Genomic DNA, 21,804 nt, shown 5'->3' on the forward strand with positions numbered 1-21,804 from the left:
GAGATTTTGTCAAAGACAGATAGATTAAAACCGCCGCTTTTTGCGGTATATTTTAAAATTACGCGATATTTTTCAGAAAATAAATTTTTAATTTTGGCTGCTGTTATTCTTATAACGGTCAGATTCCAGATCTCTTTTTTCAACTATCTTGATTTTAAATATCATAAGGTTCAAAATATAAACGCAAATGTGGTTAATCAGTATAAAAAACAAGGAAAAAGAGGCGATTATTATGTTTTGAAGCTTAGAAACAGAACGCTTAGTTTTTATACAACATCCAAAGAAGATTTAAAAAATCTGTTAAACGAAAAACTCTCTTTAAGCATTATAACGTCTAATATAGCTTTTAGCGGTTTTATGTTTACCTTTTATGCTCCGAGTTTTAATATTAAACTTCTGCCGGTTTCAAAGGCTGACGAATATATAGAAAAACAGCATCTGAGAAAAGAAACGGCAGATATTTTTAAGGCTCTGTTTTTGGGAGAAAGTATCACTCATAAAACGAGGCAGGAGCTGAGCACTCTGGGTGTTTCGCATTTAGTAGCGTTAAGCGGTCTGCATTTAGGCTTTTTGTCCGTGTTTTTGTATGTTTTTTTGACTCCGTTTTATAAACTGTTTCAAACACGTTTTCCATACCGGAACAGATTTGCGGATTTGGCCGCGGCTGTTTTTGTTATTGAATTTTTATATCTGTATATTACAGGATTTCCGCCTTCTCTTATCAGGGCGTATATACTTGAAATTGTTGTGTTTTTATATGCTTACAATCTTCAAAACCCTTTTTCCCTGAAAGTATTGATTACAGTGTTTTTTCTTTCTTTAATAATATTCGGAAGCAAAGTTTTCAGTCTCGGCTATTTTTTGAGTATATTGGGGGTGTTTTATATTTATCTGTTTTTCAGATATTACAGGCCTACGTTTATAAATTCTCTTATTTTGAGTTTTTATATGTTTTTGAATATGTTTGTTGTTTCGCATATGTTTTTCGGAAATTTCAATTTATACCAGCTTTTTTCTCCCGTTATAAACATACTGTTTACCCTGTTTTATCCTTTTGAAATTTTTCTGCATATGATAGGTTTCGGGGGAGTGTTCGATTCTGTTTTAGAAAAGTTTCTTCATTTTGGAGATTGCTTTGTAACGGTGAAAATCCCATTATGGTTTGGGCTGTTTTTTATATTGGGAAGTGTTTTTGCATTTTTTTCAAAAAGGCTATTTTATGGTATAAATCTGGTATCATTATTAATAATATTTTATGCTATAGGAGTATATGTTGTATAAATTTAAGACAGTAAAAGAATATGTTGAATATTTTGAAAAATTGATAGAAAAAGAACGTCTGGCGGAAAAAGAGTTTCATTTAAACGAGATAAAAAGGTTAAGCGGTAGCGAAAGACAAAAAAGAGGCCGTGCGGTGTTAGGGCTTAGAATGAAATACGTCGGAGAATTTCTGGATTTTAAAATATACAGATTTAACAGAAACAATATGCCCGAACATCAGATTAAAGCCGGAGATATTGTGCTTATAAGCAAAGGAGAACCCCTTAAGTTTAACCAGGAGGCGACTGTAAGCGGTGTTGGAAGAAATTTTATAGAAGTATATTCAAAAGAACCGATATTCCGTTCAAAACTTTACAGACTTGATCTGTTTGTAAACGATATAACTTTTAAAAGAATGAAAAAAGCGCTTGAAAAAATTGAGAATGGAGAATTGAAAATTGAAAATGGTGAGGAAATACTGCTCGGTAAAAAAGAGCCGAAAGTTGAAACGGTTGACGAAAAAAGCGATATTTTAAACGAATCTCAAAACATAGCGCTTAGCAAATCCATAAATTCAGACGTTTTTCTTATACACGGACCTCCGGGAACCGGTAAGACTACAACTCTTGCGGAGGTGATCAAAAAACATATAGGCAAAAAACTGCTTGTTTCCGCCGACAGCAACGTAGCTGTTGACAACCTGCTTGAGAAACTCAGGGAATATAATGTCGTAAGAATTGGACATCCTGCGAAAATGGATTCTAAACTTATGAAATATTCGCTGGATGTAAAAGTTAGACGCGATAAAAGATATAAAGAGGTTGAAAAAATAATTAAAAAAATCGATGATTTGAAATATCTGCAGGATAAAAGATATAAAAAACCGACTCCCGGAAGGAGAAGAGGTTTAAGCGATGAGGAAATATTAAAATATGCAAAAGAGGGCAAAGGGGCCAGAGGAGTACTGAAAGAATGGATGAGGGAAATGGCCGAATGGCTTAAAATTCAGAAGAATATAAATAAACTGTACGATCAGAAAAACGAAATAATCGAACAGATTATGAATGATGTTTTAAATAACGCTGAAATAATTTTTGCTACAAATTCGGCATGCGGAGGAGAATTTCTGGAAAACAGGGATTTTGATACGGTATTTATAGACGAAGCGGCTCAGGCGATGGAGCCTAGCAGCCTGATACCTTTTATTAAAGGTAAAAGTGTAATATTTGCAGGAGACCACAAACAGCTTCCTCCTACTATTTTAAGCAATGACGAAAGACTGAAAATAAGTATGTTTGAAAGATTCAGCGCTTTATATCCGAATGTTTTACATACTCTTGAAATACAATACCGTATGAATGAAAAAATAAATGAATTTCCAAGCTGCGAGTTTTATGAGTGCAAAGTAAAAACTTATGAAAAAATTAAGGATATAACGATAAAAGATCTTAATATCCAGCCGAGTGAAATGTACGGGGAGTATATACCGGCTGTATTTATAGACACATGCGGCAAATTTATGGAAAAAAACAAAAAAGATTCACCCTCAAAATACAATCCGAAAGAAGCTGAATTTGTAGTTTCACTCGTTGAAGAGTTTTTGAAAAACGGTGCTAATGAAGAGCATATAGGGATAATTACTCCGTATAAAGACCATGAGGAATACATAAAAAATTTAGTTAAGAGTGAAAAATGTAAAGTAAAAAGTGATTTGCTGGAAGTTAAAAGTGTTGACGGATTTCAGGGCAGGGAAAAGGAAATAATAATATTAAGTTTAGTCAGGGCAAATGAAAGAGAGGAAATAGGCTTTTTAAAAGATATAAGACGCTTGAACGTAGCGATTACCAGAGCAAAAAGAAAACTTATCATTATCGGAGACGCTAAAACGCTGATTGTCAGCCAAACTTATAAAAATTTGATAGAATACATAAAAAGCAACGGAAAATATATCACTTTAAAATGAAAGACGGAAAATGAAGGTAGAAATAACAAAAGAGGCTTTTAACAAGCTGAAAAGAAGAGTGCCCTGGATATATAAAAACGAAATAGTTTCAATACCTGAATGCGATAAAGGCAGTATAGCCGATCTTGTTTATAAAGGCGAATATGCGGCAACGGCGTTTGTTAATCCGAAAAGTAAAATTACGGCAAGGGTTTTGAGCTTTGAAAAAGTAAACATAGACAGGGAATTTTTCAAAAGCAGAATAGAAAAAGCGATTGAAAAAAGAAAAAACGGACCTGTTAAAAACGGTTTGTGGAAAATTAACGCAAGCACTACTAATGCTTTAAGACTTATTCATTCGGAAGCGGATTTTCTGCCGGGTCTTATAGCAGATAAATACGGAGACAATCTTGTTGTGAGTTTTACCACTGCGGGTATGGATAATTTTAAGGGAGTAATACTTGAAATACTGATTGAACTGTTAAATCCTAAAGGCATATATGAAAAGGCAGATAAAATCAGAGAAAAAGAAGGGCTGGAAGTTATTTCCCATACCATATACGGCAATGTAGATAATGAATTTATAATAGAAGAAAATGATAAAAAATTTTTGACAAACTTAAAAGAAGGACAGAAAACCGGATTTTTTCTTGATCAAAGAAAGAACAGATATTTAGTAGGGAAATTCGGGAATAAAAAAACACTGGATCTGTTTGCCAATGCGGGAGGATTTGGGATTTATGCAAATGCCAAATATACTAAATTCGTAGAAATTTCGGCACTTGCCTGTTCACAGATAGAAAAAAACTGTGAATTAAACGGAGTTGAGAATTACGATATTATTAAAGCGGACGTTTTTAAGTTTCTTGAAAAAGAAAAAGAAACGTATGATCTGATTATTATAGATCCGCCGGCCTTTGCTAAAAATAAAAAAGCGAGAAACGGGGCTATTAAGGGCTGGAAATATTTAATAGTAAACGCTTTAAAACTGCTTGAAGACGGAGGCTGTCTTGCACTTTTCAGCTGCTCACATTCAATAACTTCAAAAGATCTGCTGGATTTGGCGTTAAGCAGCAGTATTATTGATAATTCTTATTTGTCGGTTATGGAATTTTTAAAACAGGATTATGACCATCCTTATGTTTTGAATATACCGAATTCGCTTTATTTAACGGGAGTACTTTTAAGGAAAACAAAATGAAACTTTTATTTATCAGGCATTCTCTGGCAATGGAAAGGGAAGAGTTTAACGGACACGACTTTGAAAGGCCTTTAGTAGAAAAAGGTATAAAAAGAGCTAAAAAATTTTTCAAACATATAGAAAAAATATATCCGGAAATTGATTATATCATAACTTCTAAAGCCCTGCGCGCAAAACAGACTGCGGAAATTTTAAAATCTTATTACCCTAATGCTTTTTTTGAAGAAACTGCTTTGCTGTATCCGGGTGCGGGTATGATTGAACTTAAACAGGTTTTACAAAATAAAGAGGGTGTGGTGGCTATAGTTGGACATGAACCTGATCTTAGTAATTTCGTAAGAGAACTTATGTATGCGCCTAATTTAAAACTGAAACTCAGAAAACCTTCTCTTGCAGAAATAGAAGAGGGGGTTTTAAGGGCTCTTTTTCAATACAGACACTTTAAGGACGAAAATGCTTGAAAAATTAAAAAACGACAAATTCAGTGAAATAGCACTCTATTTTCTTTTTAAATCATATGATAAAAAAAGTTTAAAAGATTTTTTAAAAGAATACGGTCTGGAAAAATATGCTGAATTTTATGATGAATTTCATAACGCAGATATTTCTGAAGAAGAGTTAATGAAATATTTTGACGGCAATTATGAAAAGCTTTCACGTGAGCTTGCTTTGTTTTTTGCTCCTTTTTTACCGGAAGATTTTGTTTTAAGCAAAGATTTAGAAAAATTAAGACAGGAGCTTAATTCTGTTTACGGGAATGAAATAAGCGAAGCTATAATAAAAGCATTGGAGATTTTAAGTATGCTTTCTTATCCGGAAGATTTGGAAGAAAAAGAATATTTATTAAAAGAGGTTTTTAAAATAATGATACTGCTTTCTAAAATAATGATGTTGTTAAAGGACGGTGATGAAGTTAAGTGATCTGCAAAAACATATAAAAATTATAGACGAGCCTTTGGATATTAATCTTGAAATACCGCATTTGGCTTATATAGAAGCAAAAAAAGAAAATCCTAAAATACTGATGTTTACAAACCCTGTGGAAAACGGCAAAAAGTTTGATATGCCTGTTGTTATGAATATTTTTGCAAACGATGAGGTTGTAAGAGAGATATTTGGAAGAGACCTTGATGAAATAGCAGGTGAGATTGAAAGTCTTATTAAAATGAAACCTCCTAAAACACTTAGTGAAAAATTAAAAGCATTCGGAAAGCTGTTTGCAATTAAAAACACAATTCCAAAAACCATTAAATCCGGAGAGTGTCAGTACAGAGTATACCGGGGAGACGCCGCAAAACTTTCTAATCTTCCGATACTTAAAACATGGGAGCTTGACGGCGGGAAATTTATCACAATGGGACAGGTTTATACCAAAAGTCTTGACGGAAGTGTCAGAAACGTGGGAATGTACAGACTTCAGATATATGACGATAAAAGACTCGGACTGCACTGGCAGATACATAAAGACAGCGCACACTTGTTTTGGGAGTATAAAAAGGCAGGCAAAAAAATGCCCGTTTCAGTTGCAATAGGAGGGGATCCTCTGTGGACATGGTGTGCTACTGCGCCGATGCCTCCCGGGATATTTGAAGTAATGCTGTACGGATTCGTAAGACGCGAAAACCCTAAACTTGTCAAATGTATAAGCAACGATATTGAGATTCCAGCGGATGCGGATATTGTAATTGAGGGATGGTGTGACCCTAAAGAAATGGAAATAGAAGGAATGTTTGGAGACCATACCGGATATTATACGCTTAAAAAGCCGTTTCCGGTTATGCATGTAGAAACCATTACAACTAAAAAAGACCCTGTGTTTTATGCAACTGTTGTCGGAAAACCGCCTTTGGAAGACAAATATATGGGTTATGCGACAGAGAGAATATTTCTGCCTCTACTTAAAACCACTTCACCTGATTTAATTGATTACGCAATGCCTGAAAACGGGGTTTTTCATAACTTAATTCTTTGTAAAATATCTCCTAGATATCCCGGACACAGTATGCAGGTAATGCACTCTTTGTGGGGTGTCGGGCAGATGAGTTTTGTAAAACACGCGGTTTTTGTAGGTGAGGATGCGCCTGAACTTAGAGATTATGAAAACATAACAAGATATATACTTAACAATCTGGATCCTGAAAAAGTGCTTATAAGCAAAGGTGTTGTAGACGAGCTTGACCATTCAAGCGTAGAAGAACTTGTAGGCGGAAAGCTTGGAGTGGATGCAACGGCTGAATGTAAAGTGAAAAGTGAAAAGTGCAAAGTTTTAAGTGATGAAGAATTGTTTGAGAAAATAAAAGCGCTTGATGAGAGTGTGGAGGAAATTAAACAGTATATGACGGATACCAAAAATCCGGTATGTGTGATCAAATTCAATAAAACAAAGCCCGCAAGGGAAATTTTCGATAAGTTAAAAGAACTCAAAGAGCATTTAAGAATCGCGGTGTTTATCAATACTCCTGAGACGTTTAATCCGTATATGCTTGTATGGAGGGTGACTAATAATATCGATGCCCTGAGGGATGTATGGATTGAAGAAATCATAGGGATTGACGGGACAAACAAAAGTAAAATAGACGGATTTAACCGTGAGTGGCCGCCAGATGTCGATATAACACCTGAAGTTATTGAAAAACTAAAAGAAATGAACTTAATAGACGGAATATCAGAAGAGGATTTAAAAAAATATCAGGTTATTGAATAATCGTTTATTACTTTATGTAATAAAATTGACAAAAAAACGTAAATAAATTGTAAAGAAGCTGGGGTCTTGTGATAAAATTACAACAAAAAGAGGTGTATATGGATTTAGGCAACCTTTTTTTATTTAAAGGTCTCAGCGACGAGCAGATTAAAGAGATAGAAAAATTCACAATCGTAAAGAATTTAAAAAAAGACGAAATAGTCTTTTATGAAAAAGAAAATCCTGCGTATCTTCATCTTCTTATCAGCGGAAGTGTAAGAGTGTATAAAGTAGACAATAAAGGCAATGAGCTTGTAATACATAAATTTCTGCCCGTGTCTTTAATTGCTGAACTTGCAAATTTCGAAAATATGCCTTATCCCGCCAACTGTGCAATGGATGAAGACGGAATTATTTTAAAAATAGAATTTGAGCCTTTCAAAAAATTTATGAAAAACGGAGATGTCTGTTTTTCCATAATGAGTTCTCTTCTTAAAAAAATGAAATTTTTAGACGATCTTATTCAGGATAATCTTATCCTTGATACCGAAACAAAAATAGCAAAGTTTATATATGACAATGATGAAATGTTCGGAGAACTTAAACAGCACAGCATTGCCAGTCTTTTGAATATAAAACCTGAAACATTAAGCAGAAAACTTAAAAAATTTAAAGAACTCGGAATAATTGAAAATACCGGAAGCAAGTTAATAGTAAAAGATAAAGAAAAAATAAAAGAATTTTTTACATGGTAGCGTTTACCATTTTGAAAAACCCTGCCGTAACCGTATCAATTGTGTTAATATGATTTTCCAGCCAAGGTATAAACGCCTTTGTTAAATAATCTTTAAGATATTCAGTGTCATTTAGTCTGCTTTTAAGTTCTGTAAGTTCGTTTAATATTCTTTCATGCTCCATTTTATGAGGAACAATGGCAAAAAAATTGTATTTTTCCATAAGTTTTTCTTCAAAAGCAAAATGTTCTTTTACGTCATTTAAAAATTCTTCATAAGCTTTTTCTACGTCTTTTCCGTTTATGATAGCGTCATACAAACTGTTTACATAGTGAAGTTCTCTGTTGTGTATTTCGTTCATCGGTTCAAATGCAACCGGGTTTACTTTTTCTATGAGCATACTAATACCTTTTTGTCGTAATTATAGTATAAAAAGAGGCACAAAGGCCCCACAAAGGAGGGAGAAAAATTAAGAAGCAAGTTCTTTACCGAAATCTTTGTGAATATCACCGCTGATTACACCGAAGTTAAAGTTTTCAACTAAGAAGTTAACGATAGCTTCGTCGGCAAATTGAGGAGCGTTTGGCCCTATTAAAATATCTTTTATTCCAAGGCTTAATAATGCTAAAAGAATAATAATAGCTTTTTGCTCCATCCATAGAAGCGCGATTGATACAGGAAGATCGTTTACGTCTTCTACACCTAAAGCATTAGCAACTGCAAGAGCGATATGTACCGCACCGTTTGAGTCGTTACACTGACCAAGGTCGATATATCTTGGAATGTCAGTACCAGGTACAGTTCCGAAATCTACGTCGTTGAATCTGAATTTACCGCAGCTTGATGTGATAATGATGTGATCTTTAGGAACGGCAAGAGCCAGCTCTCTGAAGTAGTCTCTTTTTTTACCAGGTGCGTCACATCCTGCGATAACCCATACTCTTTTAAGTTTGCCTTCTTTAATAGCATCAAGAACTTTTGCTCCGTATGCGTCAAGAACAGTTTTGTAGTGGTGACCTGTTACAAGTTTTTCGTCACTGTCGAAACCTGTAATATCAGGCAGTTCTAAAGTCTGATCGATTAGCGGATCAAAATTATCGTTTTCGATTTTTTTAGCGCCTTCTATACCTACTATTTTATAAGTATAAAGTCTGTCGATATAGTTTTGTACTTTTTTAGATTTTTCAGGCGGCACGATACAGTTAGTATTTACTACACATGTTCCGTTCCATTTGCTGAATATTTCAGTCTGGTCAAACCAAGCTTTACCAATATTACCTTTTAGGTTTTTGAATTTTTTAAGATGAGGATATCCGTGTGCAGGAAGCATTTCAGAGTGAGTATATACGTTGATTTTATCACTTAATCCTCTTTCTTCTATTCTTTTTAGAAGTTTTTCAAGCATATCAAGGTTATGTCCTGAAACAAGTATACCTTTACCTTCGGCTTTGTTTTGAGTAACTTCAACTGGTGCCGGGATTCCAAGCGCTTTTGTATGAGCTTCACTTAGTAGGTCCATAACTTTAACACCCGCATTACCGACTTTCATTAGCTGCTGAATATGCTCGTCAAAGTTGAAGTTTACGTTTGTAAGCGTAAAATATAAAGTTTCAGAAATAACGTCGTCAATTTCTGTAAGAATTTGTCTTTCATCAGGATTGTTCATATCTATAAGTTCTCTTGCGTGCTCTCTGTACGCAGATAGACCTCTAAGACCGTATGTCATTAAATCCTGAAGTCTTGATTTTGTAGATGTTTTACCGCAAACACCTTTGCTTTCACCATGGACACCGCATCCGCCTGGTGCGCTCATTTCACATTGATTACAGAAAAACTGTAAATCACATGAATTATTTTTAGTTTCTTCTTTTTTTCCGAATAAACCGAACATTAGTACTCCTTAAAATTTTGTTACAGGAGTATTTTAGTCTTTTGGAAAGTTTAATGCATTGACTGCGGTCAATGAATCTTAAGATCAGAGAAATTTATATTAATTGTGTTGAATTTTTTGATATTGAAATTTAATCTTGTTAGGTAAGAAATAATAGCAACGCTTACACCCGTTGCGACAACAACATTGTAATCGTTTGTTATTTCAAGGGCTAAAACAATGGAAGTTAAAGGAAGTTTCATAAGCACTCCCATAAAAACGGCTGCCCCGATCGCAGCAAAATAAAAAGGTTCTATTTCTATATGCATTTTAAAAACAATTTCTCCAAACAGATATCCGACCAAAGCACCGATACTCATCAAAGGAACGAACATACCTCCTATCGCATTTGAATATATGGAAAAAGACGTGGCGAAAATTCTTAACAAAAGCAGTTCAACGATAAATATAATAGGAATGGTTTTTTCACTGTTTATAAGAAGTGTGACGATATTATGGCCTGTGAAGCCCGCGTACGGGCTTATTATCAGAATTAAAGCTATTACGCTTCCTCCAATGATTGCGAAAATGATGTCTTTGAATTTGCCGAATCTGTTAAAAAGTTTTAAATTTAAAACATATAGAATTTTATCTTGAAGAGTTAAATACAGATAAATAAAAAACGTTATAAACGGAATAAACGCCGCGGTCAGATATATATACCTGTCGTCTATTATTCTTCCGGCAGAATAGACGAAAGTAAAAGAATCGAGATATTTTACGGAAATGGTAAAAGCGCTCAGGCTTCCGACAATAATAAAAGAAATATAGCTTTTTACAAAATTATATGCAATACTTTCTATCGCAAACGCTATACCTGTGATCGGTGATACGAAAATTGCCGCAATACCGCTGCTGGCTCCTACGCTTATTAGAGGTTTTATAAGGTTTGCGGGAAATTTTAGCAAATGGTGGATTTTATAAGCGATCATAGCTCCTATAGCGGCTGAAGGACCTTCGTTACCCATTGAAAACCCGCTTCCGATTGAAATGGCTGAAGCTATAATCTTTAAAAAAAGATTTTTAATGGTGATCATTTCTTTTTCTTCACTTACGATTTCCGCTATTTCGCTTACTCCGTATTCTTTAACACTTTTGTCAAAAGAGATTATAAAATTTACAATTAAAATGGATATAATAGGAATTATAAAAACATACCATACCGGCAGATTAGGGATAGTGGATATAGGATCGCCTTTATAAAGTATTCTTGATATTATTTTTGCAAGGAGATCATATATAACGACAAAAATACCGCTTAAAAATCCGGTTAAGATTGATGCTAATAAAAAATCTCTTAAAAGGGCAAACTTACTTAAAGGCGCTTTAAAAAGTTTTATGATTTTTGTCATCATATTTTCCTTTTTACGTAAGTGTCAATTATAACAAAAATAAATAACGTTGAAACAAAAAAAAGGATAAAAATGATAAATATGATTTATAAAAAAAGCTGTCCGAGATGCGGAGGGGATATTTCGTCATATAATCTTGAAGCGGGAGTTTTTTGCGACAAATGTATGCAAGATTTACGAACCGACAATATAGCTGACATTGAAAACTGTGATATTATGAAAAATTATGAGCTTTTTTGTAAAGCAAGGCTTGAATTTAAAGAATTTGAGCTGTTTTTTAAAAATAAAACAGGCAATATATTAAATCCTGTTCAGCGGATGTGGGCAAAAAGATTTTTTCTAGGCAGTTCTTTTGCTCTGCTGGCGCCTACGGGAATAGGCAAAACAACATTCGGACTGCTTTTAAGCGCGTTTGTTAATAAATCATACATAATGTTCCCAACTAAACTGCTGGTTAAACAGGCTTTAAATAAATATAAAGAATGGGGAATAAACGCACTCGCATATACCGGTAAAAAAGAAGAAAAAGAAAAAATTAAAAAAGACGAATACGATATACTGATTACTACTACACAGTTTATGTATAAAAACAGATCTATTATAAATAAAAAATTTGATTTGATATTTGTAGACGATGTGGATTCTATTTTAAAAAGCGGAAAAAAAATTAACGACATACTGCTTTTGTTAGGCTTTGATGAAAAAACATTGGAAAAAACACTTGCATTAATAAAAGAAAAAAAATACGATGAAATTAAAAAATTAAATAAAAAAAGCATTTACGGAAACCTTATCGTATCATCGGCCACGGCTAATCCAAAATCAAAAAGAGTTCTTCTGTTTAAATATCTTCTCGGATTTGAAATAAGCAGACCTTCTTTTAATTTAAGAAATATCGAGGATTTGTACGAAGAAGAATGTTCATGGGAAAAATCTGCAAAATGGATAAAAAAACTTGGCAGAGGCGGTTTGGTGTTTTTGCCGGGAAGCGAAACAAAAGAAAAACTTAATGATTATATAAAATACCTGCAGGAGCATGATATAAAAGCATATTCATATGAAGAATTTGAAGAACATTTGGAAGAGTTTAAAGAGGGCAGATGCTGTTTTGCAGGATTTGCCAGTTACAGGAATCCTCTGGCCAGAGGTCTGGATCTGCCGGAACACATAAGATATACTTTATTTACAGGTGTGCCTAAGATGGTGTTTGATTTAAGCGAGACAAATTACAGGGCTTTATATTTTATAATGATTGAACTGCTTTCTGTATTGGCTGAGAGCGGAATATCAGATGAAGATATGGAAAAAATAAAATATGCGCTTGAATATCTGAAAAAGTATGTGTTTATAATTAAACCTTCAGGATCTGCAGAAGAAAAAATAGCCAAAATAACTGAACAGTTAAGGGGACTTATACAAAAATACGGCAGTTTGATAAAAAACTCTAAAGAAATTAATTTTGACGGAGAAAAAATAATAATAGCCGATGTTACAGGGTATATTCAGGCCAGCGGCAGAAGCAGCAGGTTTTATAAAGGACATTTGACTAAAGGGCTCAGTCTGGTACTTATTGACAGCCAAAAAGCGTTTTATTCTCTTCAGAAAAAACTAAAATGGTTTGGAAATATAGAGTTTAAAAATATTAAAAACGTTAATCTAAAACAGTTAATAAATGAAGTGGACGAAAGCAGAAAAGAGAATTTAAAAACAGCTTTTAACACTGCTTTTGTGATAGTTGAATCGCCTACAAAAGCCAAAACAATAAGCGGGTTTTTCGGCAATCCTTCAAAAAGGATAATAAATAATACCGCAGTATACGAAATTTTGCTGGAAAACAGGGTTTTGCTTATAGCTGCAAGCATAGGGCACGATTTTGATTTGGTTAAAGACGAAGGAGTATGGGGTGTTAAAGATTTTGTCCCTATATATGAAATTATAGAAAATAAAGAAGAGATTTTAAAAGCATTTAGAATAACTTCTTTTGAAGCTGCAGAGATATATGTCGCAACCGATCCTGACAGAGAAGGGGAAAAGATAGCTCTGGATTTGACGCTTAGTAACAAACCGTATAATAAAAACATAAAAAGAATGGAATTTCACGAAATAACCAAAACGGCTTTTTACAAAGCTTTAAATAATCCAAGAAATATAAACTTAAATTTTGTAAAAGCCCAGCTTTTAAGAAGAATAGCAGACAGATGGATAGGTTTTAAAATTTCGCTTTATTTACAAAAACTGCTTAAAAATAGCCGTTTATCCGCAGGAAGGGTTCAGACTCCGGTGTTAAAATGGATATGCGACAGAACGGAAGAGCTTAAAGAAAAAATTTTTACCGTAAGAATAACTGTTGATAATATAAACATAGATTTTGATTTTGACAAAAAAGAAGAAGCGGAAAAGTTTCTGATTTCTTTAGGAGAAAAAATAGAAATTAAAAAAATATCGTCGCAAAAAGAAGAACTGTTTGAAAGACCGTTTAACACTTCTTCTTTGTTGAAAGAAGCTTCGCAAAAATTGAAGTTTTCACCTCAGACCACTATGAAACTTGCACAGGATCTTTTTGAAAAAGGATTTATAACATATCACAGAACAGATTCTCACAGAATTTCCGATCTTGGAATATTGATAGCAAAAAGCTATATATCGGATAATTTCGGAATAGAGTTTTTTAAGCCCAGAAGTTTTGAAAATATCGGAGCTCATGAAGCCATAAGAACGACAGCGTCAATGGATATGAATGATCTGAGAGTTTTTATTCTTCAAAAGGGAATTGAGCTTTCAGACAGACATTTAAAACTGTATGATCTTATATTCAGGAAATTTATCGCTTCACAAATGAAAGAAACAACTGTTTTAAAAGAAACATTTTTAATTGTCACTCAGCAAAAAGAGTTTATAACTCAAATTCTAGAAGACGGTTTCAATCTTGTTTATCCTATTAAAACAGTGAAATTTACTGAAGGTGAAAAGGAAATTGACAAAACGCTTTTAAACAAACCGAAAGTAAAACCTTATACTTATGCAGAAATAATTGAAGAAATGAAAACGAAAGGAATAGGAAGACCTTCTACTTATGCCGTTATAATAGAAAAACTTCTGGAAAGAAAATATATAACAGAAAAAAAAGGTTATATTTTTTCTACCAGACTTGGCTTTAGGGTAATAAAAGAAATTTTTGAAAGCAAATATCAGAAATTTGTAGATGAAAAATTTACTGCTGCTCTTGAAGCATCGATGGATGAAATAGAAAAAGGGGAAAAAAGCTATGAAGAGGAAATTAAGAAGATTTTTTCTTTACTCTTTTAAGTTTTTCGATACCTTTTAAATCTTCTTCATTCCATTGGTAATATGTACCGAATACTCTGTCCCAGATATCTGTTGTAATACCGTGGTTCAAAAGCGGTTTTTTGTGGTGAACGAAATGAAACTCCTGCATATATCTCCAGTAGTGGCTTGTAAATTCGCGTCTGTGCATAATGTGATGCATGATTCCATAGTTAAAATAACCTAAAGCCATACCTCCGACTATTGCGAACGCATCGCTGCTAGGCATGAAAAAATGGAAAAGCCATGCAAAAAACGAAGCAATTACCGCACTCATAAAAAACGGCATAGCGTCATAACTAAACGGGTTTTGGTGATGATGCGCATGTCCTTCTATGAATACTTTAAAAGGATGATTTTTATGAAAAAGCCATGCATGAACGGCGTATTCTAGGAATGTGAAAAATATCACTCCCACAATAAAAAGCGCGATGCTTGCCCATATGTCCGTTGAGTAATATATACTCAATCCTAAAAAAACGACTGCCGTTAAAAAATCCACACATAGACTTAAATAATAGTTCCATTTAGAGGCCGTCATTTTTAAAATTAAATCTTTCATTTTCCTCTCCTTAAGCTTAACTTATAAGTTAATATAATCTAAAATTATATCAGAAAAAAGTGCCAATTTGATATAATTAAATAAAAAAAGGACATAAATGTATGAAAATAGAAAAGGTGCCGGAAAAATCCTTGCTAAGAGGCTCAAAAAACTGCAGGAAGAGGGTAAAATCAAAGATCCTGTGGTAGTAGCTCTTCCAAGAGGAGGAGTCCCTGTAGGCGTAGAAATAGCAAAAGAACTTAATGCGCCTTTGGATCTGCTTTTTGTAAAAAAAATCCCTGCGCCGGGTAATGAAGAACTGGCTATAGGCAGCGTAAGTGAAAACGGAATTATGTTTGTAAATGAAGCTTTGGTTTCAAAATTTGGAGTTGATGAAGATTATCTCAGGGAAAAAGGTATAGAAAAAATTCAGGAAATGGCAAGGTTAAGAGATAAATATAAAAAAGAGCCTGTATTACTGGAAGGTAAAGACGTTATTTTGGTAGATGACGGTATTGCTACGGGAGCCAGTATGTATCTCGCCGCACAGAGTATAGTAAGAGATATGCCTAATAACATCATTATTGCAGCACCGGTGGCGCCAAATGACGAGCAGGTTTTGAATATGCTGCAGAGTGTGTCTCATCATTTGGAGATTTTAGAAACACCTAATATGTTTATGAGCGTAGGCAAATGGTATGACGATTTTCATCAATTAAGCGATGAAGAAGTTCAAGAATTGCTTAAAGAAGTAAAATAGCATATTTGCTTTTTTCAGCCGTTTAGAGTTATAATATAAAAAAAGGAGGCTGAAATGGCAAAACTTACACAGTTTGAAAATGAAGTGGTCGGAAGATTTAAAGAGGCGTTAAATTTTAATAAAGAAAAAGAGGCACTTGCAAATATTGATTTGCATAAAACAAGAGAATTATTAAAAGAAGTAGGAGCCGTTTTACTTGATGTTACGCTTCCGCATTTAGTGGATCCTCAAAATGCCGAAGAAGCCGGAATAGTTAATGCGTATTATACTCCTTACCCGGAATTTGCGGATTATATAGATATATTGCCTGATGATAAAACACAGCCGATTATTGTAGCTTGCAGAAAAGCTTTTTTTGCCAGCAGAATAAAAGGTCTTTTAGATATACTGGGATATGAAAACGTTTATGTAATGACCGATGACATTAAATATCTTATAGAAGCACATTTAGCTCATACGGAAGGATAAACTTTCCTTCCGATATTAAAAGAAATTAATAAATTTATGTTTTTTGTTTATATAGTGACAGACACTTTTTTTGTAAAATAAAGGAAAAGGAGTGAAGAGACTTATTTTTTACCTCTTACATACCCTTCAATAATAAATCTAAGAGCGTTTAGTTTAATAAACCCTTCAGCGTCTTTTTGATTATATACGCTGTCTTCTTCAAATGTAGCGAATTCAGGACTGAAAAGTGATTTTGGTGATTTTCTTCCCACTACCGTTACGTTTCCTTTGTAAAGTTTAAGTCTTACAGTTCCTTCACAGTTTTCCTGAGTCTGGTCGATCAGTTTTTGTAGAGCTTCTCTTTCAGGACTAAACCAGAATCCGTTGTAAATAAGCTCAGCATATTTAGGCATAATTTCATCTTTAAGGTGAGCTTCGCCTTTATCAAGTGTAATGCTTTCAATTGCTCTATGGGCTTTTAGAAGTATTGTCCCTCCCGGAGTTTCATAGCATCCTCTGCTTTTCATTCCCACAAATCTGTTTTCAACTATGTCAAGTCTTCCGATACCATGTTTTTTACCGTATTCGTTCAGTGTTTCAAGAATTTGTGCAGGTGTCATTCTCGCACCGTTAATTGCAACCGCGTCACCTTTTTCGAAATCGATTTCGATATATTCAGGCTTGTCAGGAGCTTTTTCAGGTGATACCGTCCATCTCCACATATCTTCTTCAGGTTCCGCCCAAGGATCTTCCAAAATACCGCCTTCGTATGAAATATGAAGAAGGTTTGCATCCATTGAATAAGGAGATTTTTTGCCGTGTCTGTTAATCGGAATACCGTGTTTTTCCGCATATGCAAGCAGTTTTTCGCGGCTGTTAAGATCCCATTCTCTCCAAGGTGCGATTACTTTAATATCAGGTTTTAATGCATAATATCCAAGCTCAAATCTTACCTGGTCGTTTCCTTTTCCTGTCGCACCGTGCGCTACGGCTTCAGCTCCTACCTGTTTAGCGATTTCGATCTGTCTTTTTGAAATAAGAGGTCTTGCGATTGAAGTTCCAAGCAGATATTCACCTTCATAAATCGCATTTGCCCTAAACATTGGAAATACGTAATCTCTAACAAATTCTTCTCTTAAATCTTCGATAAAAATATTTTCAGGTTTTACACCTAGTTTTATTGCTTTTTCCCTAGCTTCTTCTACTTCCTCACCCTGTCCGATGTCAGCCGTGAATGTTACAACTTCCGCATCGTAAGTGTCCTGAAGCCATTTAAGAATGATACTTGTATCAAGTCCTCCACTGTATGCCAATACAACTTTCATTGAATTCCTTTAATTTTTTTCAAATTATACTAAAAATTAATTCTCCATTCTCCATTATCAATTCTCAATTCATAAAATATTGTATAATTTGACAAAAAAAGGGACGTTTTGAGAATAGACAAGTTTTTAAATGCGGTAAATATCGTTAAAAGACGCTCAATTGCCGATGAAATGTGCAAAGAAGGGGTTGTTTTTATCAACGGTAAAAAAGCTAAAAGCGCAAAAGACGTAAAAGTGGGTGATACGATAGAAATTCACTACTTAAGCGGAATTAAAAAATACGAAGTTTTACAGATTCCAGAGACCAAAACGATTCCAAAAAGTAAAAAACACGAATATGTTAAGGAGATTTGATGAGATGGAGTAGATTTTTTGCCTATACACAAAAAGAAGCACCAAAAGACGCAGTGGTTGCAAGCCACAAATATCTGGTAAGAGGCGGTTATATCAAGCAGGTTGCAGCCGGAATATACGATTTTGCGCCTCTTGGAAAAATGGTGCTTGATAATATCAGGGATATCATCAAAAGAGAAATGGATGCTTCAGGAGCGCAGGAAGTAATGCTAACATTTGTGACTCCTAACGAACTTTGGGAAGAGACCGGAAGGGCTAAAAAATACGGAAAAGAATTACTAAGAATCAAAGACAGAAAAGACCAGAGTTTCGTACTTGCTCCTACAAACGAAGAGAGTGTGGTTGATCTCGTTAGAGGAACTGTTAAAAGTTATAAACAGCTGCCTGTAAACCTTTATCAGATAAACCTTAAATTCAGGGATGAGGCAAGACCGAGATTCGGGCTTCTTAGAGGGCGTGAATTTATAATGAAAGACGCATATTCGTTCCATGCTACCGAAGAGGATTTGGACAGGGAATTTAATTTAATGGAAGAGACGTATAAAAATATTTTTACTAAACTGGGACTTGACTTCAGAGCCGTATGGGCGGACAGCGGAGCAATAGGCGGAAGCGGATCTAAAGAATTTATGGTGCTTGCGGATACTGGTGAAGATGACATCGTAGTATGCAGCAAGTGTGACTATGCGGCAAACATAGAAGTGGCTACAAGAAAACATGAAAAAAGAGAAAACCCTGTAAAAACGGAAGTAATTGAAGAAGTACATACTCCTGATATGAAATCTATTGAAGATGTGTGTAATTTTATAGGTGTTGATCCGTATTTCAGTATAAAAGCGGTTGTTAAAAAAGCTATATATGATGACGGGAAAAGTGAAATTATTGTCTTTTTCGTAAGAGGAACCGATACGCTGGAAGAAACCAAAGCTACAAATGCTGTAGGTGCGCTTGAACTTGTGGACGCAAGCGAGGAAGAACTTGAAGCTGTGGGACTTGTACCTGGATTTATCGGACCGTTTGGGCTTCCAAGCAACGTAAAATATATAATCGACGATGATTTAAGAATGGCCGAAGAGCTTGTATGCGGTGCAAATAAAAAAGACTATCACATCAAAGGCGCCGGGCTTCTTGATGCGAATCTGCTCGGAAACCTCACTGTATATAGGGATATAGCCGCTGTAAAAGAAGGGGACAAATGTCCAAAATGCGGAGCTCCTTTGAAAATAACAAAAGGAATTGAAGTAGGGCATATTTTTAAACTTGGAATCGTTTACAGTGAGCCTATGAACGCTACATTTTTGGATGAAAACGGTAAAGCTAAGCCGTTTATCATGGGATGCTACGGAATAGGGGTCAGCAGACTGATTTCCGCCGCAATAGAGCAAAACCATGACGACAAAGGGATTATCTGGCCTAAACAGATTGCTCCTTTTGTGGTTGATATAATAGTAGGGGATGTTAAAAAAGACGAGCAGTTAATTTTTGCTGAAGATTTGTATGATAAACTGACAAATGCGGGAGTTAAAACGATACTTGACGACAGAGCAGAGAGATTCGGGCCTAAAATTGCGGATTTTGAGCTTGTGGGATTCCCTGTATGTGTTATTGTCGGAAAAAAACTTAAAGACGGTAAAGTGGAAGTAAGAAATAGACGCACGGGCGAGAAGTTCGAGGTTGAAAAAGAGATGGCACTTGAGAAAGTGATGGAGATTATTAATCGCTAAAAAATTTCTTTTTTAGCGGAAGGATTGTTATGGGACTAATATATTTTTTGGTGTATCTTTTTTTGGAGATACTTTTTTCTTATGAGTTTGCAAAAGTTTTTACGCCTTTCGGGCTTTTTTTGGAAGTTCTTGTAACTGCGGTTGCCGGTATTACTATCATTAGAACCCTTAATTTTTCTATGTATGAGAGTATGCAGCGTGTTATGCGTAGGGAAATCAGCGAAGAAGAATTTATTTCAATAGGGCTTTTTAAGTTTATCGGTGCGATTTTACTTTTTATTCCGGGTGTTTTCAGTGATATGGTCGGGCTGTTTTTAATGTTTGAACCGTTTGCTAAATGGTTTGCAAAAAAATTCTTAAAAAGTAACACTGTTTATCATGGAACTCATTATTACAATGACGATTCTGATATTATAGATGTGGAAATAATAGAAGAAATCCCGAAAAAGGATTAAGATTTAAAGTTATTTACTTCTTTTAAAAGATTTTTAGTAATTAAATCAAGTCTGTTAACGATCTGATTTAATTCTGCTACTGCTTCTTCGCTTGTTAAGGCCTCTTTATTCAGATTGTCAATAATTTTGACCATTTCTTTTATAGACGCATAGATTTTTTCTGTTTCTTCTTTTGCTTTTTCCGATATGCTGATTGTCGTGTTAAGTTTTTCCATACCGTTATTTGATTTTTCTATCAAGCTGCTGGCTATATTTGAAAGCTTTTCGGAGTCTTGAGCATTGTTCTGTATTTCATTTTGTGTTTCCATAATCCCCTGTACAATAATGCCTATAGCACTGTCTATTTCGCTGAGACTCTTTTGGGTTCTCTCAGCCAATTTTCTTACTTCATCCGCTACTACGGCAAAACCTCTTCCATGTTCTCCGGCTCTAGCAGCTTCTATTGCGGCGTTTAGAGCGAGAAGATTTGTCTGATCCGCTATTTCTTTAATTATTGTAATGATTTCTTTTATCTGGTTTGACTGATCGGCAAGCATTGTTACTTTATTGGAAATTTCAAGCTCCTGGCTGGAATTGTTTTGAATGCTTGAGACTATTTCCTGCAGAGATTGAGCAAGGTCTTCAAGTACTTTTTGGGTGTTTTTGATGTCTTCCGATGTTTTTAAAACACTCTGTCTTGTTGTTTCTATATCTTCTTCGATATTGCCGGTGAAAGATTTTGCGTCGTTTAGAAGCTTGGTCTGCTGTTCAATGGAATTTTTAACTTTTTTCGTAACGCTGTCTGTCTGTTTTGTAATAGATACTGTCTGTGAAATCAGATTTTTTAACGAATTAATAATATTTTGAAGTTTTTCTAAAAATTTATTTATATTTGAAGATACGGTTCCTATTTCATCGTTAGAATCTATTTTTATTCTTTTTGTAAGATCACCTTCGCCCTGTGCGAGATCTTCAACTCTTTCGTTTAATTCTTTAATAGGTTTCGCAACGCTTTTTGAAATTATAATCATTAAAATAACTACAATCAGTATGTCGATTATAAGCATTGCCACAAGCTGGTAAATTAAACTTTTTTCGCTGGTTTTTATTGCGCCCTGTATTAAATTTAAGGGTTTACCGAGAATTGCGTATGCTACTGTGTTTCCGCTGAAATCTTTGATCGGAATGGAAACGCAGTAATATTTGTCTGTTTTTATGATTTTTTGAAGCGTTTTGTTTTTAAGGTCGTTGTAAAACGACTCGTCATAAGCGCTTTTTTTCAAAGCCATTACATAATTGTTCATAATTTCAGGAGCGCTTTTTAAAAATTTGGCTATGTTTAGATATTTTTTATTAAATATAATTAAAGTGTATATATGCTGTTTTTTTAAATCTTTGGCAATTGAATTTAAACCCTGCATAAATTCAACGCTTCCAATATATCTGTTATCGTCAAAAACCGGTGAAAGACCTCTTAGAACCAGTCCGGCTCTTCCTAATTCAATGGCAACCAGAGGTTTTTTATGTTCTTTTACCCAGACGATTGTTTTTCTGAATCCGCTTAAGTCATCTCCGTATTTATTCGGTTTCCATACCCTCAAAAAAGAATGCAGATCAGCTGTGTGTATATGTATTTTTATATTTTTGAATTTTGTATATTTTTTATATTCTTCTGTTAGTTTTTTAAGATCTTTCAATGCAATTTGTCTGTCGCCAGTTTTTAAAGCTTCTATTACGGCGGTATTCTGAGCTATTGAAATTGCGTTTGTGATTCCGACATCTTTTTTTGCTTC

At 34.5% G+C, this 21,804-nt stretch carries 18 protein-coding genes and 1 pseudogene; 13 read left to right on the forward strand and 6 right to left on the reverse strand.

Annotation, left to right across the window (positions count from 1 at the left end):
* The first annotated feature begins 93 nt into the window (after positions 1-93).
* From ACZ5EP_RS02015 to ACZ5EP_RS02045, 7 genes are all read left to right on the forward strand, one after another.
* Complete coding sequence (locus ACZ5EP_RS02015) at positions 94-1,281, forward strand: ComEC/Rec2 family competence protein (RefSeq protein WP_464509227.1); 1,188 nt, start codon at positions 94-96, stop codon at positions 1,279-1,281.
* Positions 1,271-3,223, forward strand: coding sequence for an IGHMBP2 family helicase (locus tag ACZ5EP_RS02020; protein WP_464509228.1), 1,953 nt, complete (start codon positions 1,271-1,273; stop codon positions 3,221-3,223). Before ACZ5EP_RS02015 ends, ACZ5EP_RS02020 begins: the two co-directional genes overlap by 11 nt.
* A 10-nt stretch (positions 3,224-3,233) precedes the next feature.
* Positions 3,234-4,403, forward strand: coding sequence for a class I SAM-dependent rRNA methyltransferase (locus ACZ5EP_RS02025; protein ID WP_464509229.1), 1,170 nt, complete (start codon positions 3,234-3,236; stop codon positions 4,401-4,403).
* A complete protein-coding gene (locus ACZ5EP_RS02030; RefSeq protein ID WP_464509230.1) occupies positions 4,400-4,864 on the forward strand; it encodes a SixA phosphatase family protein in 465 nt (154 codons plus the stop codon). Before ACZ5EP_RS02025 ends, ACZ5EP_RS02030 begins: the two co-directional genes overlap by 4 nt.
* Positions 4,857-5,324, forward strand: a complete 468-nt coding sequence (locus ACZ5EP_RS02035; RefSeq protein ID WP_464509231.1) for a hypothetical protein — start codon at positions 4,857-4,859, stop codon at positions 5,322-5,324. The genes ACZ5EP_RS02030 and ACZ5EP_RS02035 overlap by 8 nt, the downstream gene beginning before the upstream one ends.
* Entirely contained in the window at positions 5,311-7,107 is a 1,797-nt protein-coding gene (locus ACZ5EP_RS02040) for a menaquinone biosynthesis decarboxylase (protein ID WP_464509232.1), read from the forward strand. Before ACZ5EP_RS02035 ends, ACZ5EP_RS02040 begins: the two co-directional genes overlap by 14 nt.
* Positions 7,108-7,175: 68 nt before the next feature.
* Positions 7,176-7,841: a Crp/Fnr family transcriptional regulator gene (locus tag ACZ5EP_RS02045; protein ID WP_246831047.1), complete on the forward strand. Its 666-nt coding sequence runs from the start codon at positions 7,176-7,178 to the stop codon at positions 7,839-7,841.
* On the opposite strand, the gene ACZ5EP_RS02050 is transcribed toward ACZ5EP_RS02045, so the two are convergent.
* The 3 genes from ACZ5EP_RS02050 to ACZ5EP_RS02060 all read right to left on the reverse strand — a co-directional run bounded on the left by ACZ5EP_RS02050 (position 7,831) and on the right by ACZ5EP_RS02060 (position 11,102).
* Positions 7,831-8,220 (reverse strand): bacteriohemerythrin, encoded by a 390-nt coding sequence (locus ACZ5EP_RS02050; RefSeq protein ID WP_464509233.1) that lies wholly within the window; start codon positions 8,218-8,220, stop codon positions 7,831-7,833. The two genes, ACZ5EP_RS02045 and ACZ5EP_RS02050, sit on opposite strands and share 11 nt — an antisense overlap.
* A gap of 69 nt (positions 8,221-8,289) precedes the next feature.
* Complete coding sequence (hcp, locus tag ACZ5EP_RS02055) at positions 8,290-9,711, reverse strand: hydroxylamine reductase (protein ID WP_464509234.1); 1,422 nt, start codon at positions 9,709-9,711, stop codon at positions 8,290-8,292.
* A 68-nt stretch (positions 9,712-9,779) separates the two neighbouring features.
* Positions 9,780-11,102 carry a chloride channel protein gene (locus tag ACZ5EP_RS02060; protein WP_464509235.1) on the reverse strand — a complete coding sequence of 441 codons (1,323 nt, stop codon included), beginning with the start codon at positions 11,100-11,102 and terminating at the stop codon, positions 9,780-9,782.
* Between the two features lie 72 nt (positions 11,103-11,174).
* Here ACZ5EP_RS02060 and rgy point away from each other — a divergent pair, with 72 nt between their 5' ends.
* Positions 11,175-14,408 (forward strand): reverse gyrase, encoded by a 3,234-nt coding sequence (gene rgy / locus ACZ5EP_RS02065; protein WP_464509236.1) that lies wholly within the window; start codon positions 11,175-11,177, stop codon positions 14,406-14,408.
* Here the strand turns inward: rgy and ACZ5EP_RS02070 are convergent.
* A complete protein-coding gene (locus ACZ5EP_RS02070; protein WP_464509237.1) occupies positions 14,380-14,988 on the reverse strand; it encodes a sterol desaturase family protein in 609 nt (202 codons plus the stop codon). The genes rgy and ACZ5EP_RS02070 overlap by 29 nt on opposite strands.
* A 97-nt stretch (positions 14,989-15,085) precedes the next feature.
* On the opposite strand from ACZ5EP_RS02070, the gene ACZ5EP_RS02075 reads away from it, so the two are divergent.
* Complete coding sequence (locus ACZ5EP_RS02075) at positions 15,086-15,727, forward strand: phosphoribosyltransferase (protein WP_464509238.1); 642 nt, start codon at positions 15,086-15,088, stop codon at positions 15,725-15,727.
* Positions 15,728-15,781: 54 nt separating this feature from the next.
* The gene (locus tag ACZ5EP_RS02080; protein ID WP_127680630.1) at positions 15,782-16,195 is read left to right on the forward strand and encodes a rhodanese-like domain-containing protein; all 414 of its coding nucleotides are present in this window, start codon (positions 15,782-15,784) and stop codon (positions 16,193-16,195) included.
* Between the two features lie 101 nt (positions 16,196-16,296).
* On the opposite strand, the gene ACZ5EP_RS02085 is transcribed toward ACZ5EP_RS02080, so the two are convergent.
* Positions 16,297-17,499, reverse strand: a complete 1,203-nt coding sequence (locus ACZ5EP_RS02085) for an argininosuccinate synthase (RefSeq protein ID WP_464509239.1) — start codon at positions 17,497-17,499, stop codon at positions 16,297-16,299.
* A 108-nt stretch (positions 17,500-17,607) separates the two neighbouring features.
* On the opposite strand from ACZ5EP_RS02085, the gene ACZ5EP_RS02090 reads away from it, so the two are divergent.
* From ACZ5EP_RS02090 to ACZ5EP_RS02100, 3 genes are read left to right on the forward strand one after another with little or no spacing between them, the layout of a single operon-like run.
* A complete protein-coding gene (locus ACZ5EP_RS02090) occupies positions 17,608-17,853 on the forward strand; it encodes an RNA-binding S4 domain-containing protein (RefSeq protein WP_464509240.1) in 246 nt (81 codons plus the stop codon).
* A complete protein-coding gene (locus tag ACZ5EP_RS02095) occupies positions 17,853-19,577 on the forward strand; it encodes a proline--tRNA ligase (protein ID WP_464509241.1) in 1,725 nt (574 codons plus the stop codon). The genes ACZ5EP_RS02090 and ACZ5EP_RS02095 overlap by 1 nt, the downstream gene beginning before the upstream one ends.
* A gap of 29 nt (positions 19,578-19,606) precedes the next feature.
* A complete protein-coding gene (locus tag ACZ5EP_RS02100) occupies positions 19,607-20,032 on the forward strand; it encodes an FxsA family protein (protein WP_464509242.1) in 426 nt (141 codons plus the stop codon).
* Between the two features lie 161 nt (positions 20,033-20,193).
* On the opposite strand, the pseudogene ACZ5EP_RS02105 reads toward ACZ5EP_RS02100, so the two are convergent.
* Positions 20,194-21,723 (reverse strand): annotated as a pseudogene (locus ACZ5EP_RS02105) (methyl-accepting chemotaxis protein); the annotation flags it as partial.
* Positions 21,724-21,804: the final 81 nt, after the last annotated feature.

This window comes from Nautilia abyssi, from assembly GCF_055388085.1.